This window comes from Bacillus norwichensis (assembly GCF_014836955.1).
In the GTDB taxonomy this organism is placed as follows: Bacteria; Bacillota; Bacilli; order Bacillales; family Bacillaceae_C; genus Siminovitchia; species Siminovitchia norwichensis.
The window spans coordinates 1-994 of sequence record NZ_JACSPV010000106.1 but is presented as its reverse complement, the minus strand read 5'-3'; the positions used below and the strand labels follow the sequence as shown (position 1 = coordinate 994).

The 994-nt window shown below is 51.6% G+C and carries 1 protein-coding gene and 1 pseudogene; both read right to left on the bottom strand.

Annotated features, from left to right (window positions below):
* On the bottom strand, positions 1-752 hold a 752-nt coding region (ehuA, locus tag H9631_RS22140; protein ID WP_191816622.1), incomplete at its 3' end, for an ectoine/hydroxyectoine ABC transporter ATP-binding protein EhuA.
* A pseudogene (locus tag H9631_RS22135) lies at positions 752-994 on the bottom strand (ectoine/hydroxyectoine ABC transporter permease subunit EhuD); the annotation flags it as partial. The gene ehuA and the pseudogene H9631_RS22135, both read right to left, overlap by 1 nt.

The following is a 994-nucleotide window of genomic DNA, read 5'->3' as shown; positions in this document are numbered from 1 at the left end:
TGCTCCACGATCTTCCCCTTGTCGATGAAGACGACACGATCAGAGATTTCTCGGGCAAAGTCCATTTCATGTGTTACCAGAATCATCGTCATGTTCGTCGTGTGCGCGATGTCTTTGATCACCTGGAGCACCTCCCCCACTAACTCGGGGTCCAGTGCCGATGTCACCTCGTCAAAGAGCATGACCTTCGGTTCCATAACCAGCGCTCGGGCGATTGCCACCCGCTGCTGCTGCCCACCGGATAGCTGAATTGGATACTTATGCACATGATCTTGGAGCCCTACTTTTTCAAGCATCGCCAGTGCCCGCTCCTTCGCTTCCTGCTTGGGCATGCCGAGCACATGGATCGGTGCTTCAGATACATTCTTTAATATAGTCATATGCGGAAATAGGTTGTACTGTTGAAACACCATACCAATCTTTCCGCGGACCTTGCGTAAGTGCTTCTCTCGGGCAGGAACCAACTCTCCATTGACTACTTCATGCCAAAGCGGCTCCCCGTCCACAATGATCGTCCCGGATGTCGGCTCCTCCAGCGTCATGAGCATTCGGATAATCGTCGTCTTTCCCGAACCGCTCGGCCCGATGATCGTGATCTTCTCTCCCTGTTTAATGTCCAGATCAAGCCCCTTTAGGACTTCAACATCACCGAACGATTTCCGGACATCCCGGTAGCGCACAATCGGCTGATCCGATGCCGGTTCTCGTAGCTCGTTTAATTCTTCACGGATTGCTTCCTGCATCGCTGTCATTACATGCTCACTCCTTTATTCGTTGGTTGTCTGCCGCGGCTTCTATTGACCTTCCTCTCCACATACTGTACAAGCAGTGACGACGGATAACTCAGCAATAGGAACAGCAGCCCTACAATGGTGATCGGCTCCAAATAACGCCACGTCTCTGAGCCGATGATCTTAGCTGTCTGAAGCATTTCAACAACGAGAATTGCGGACAGCAGCGGTGTCTCCTTGAACATCACAATCAGATAGTTCCC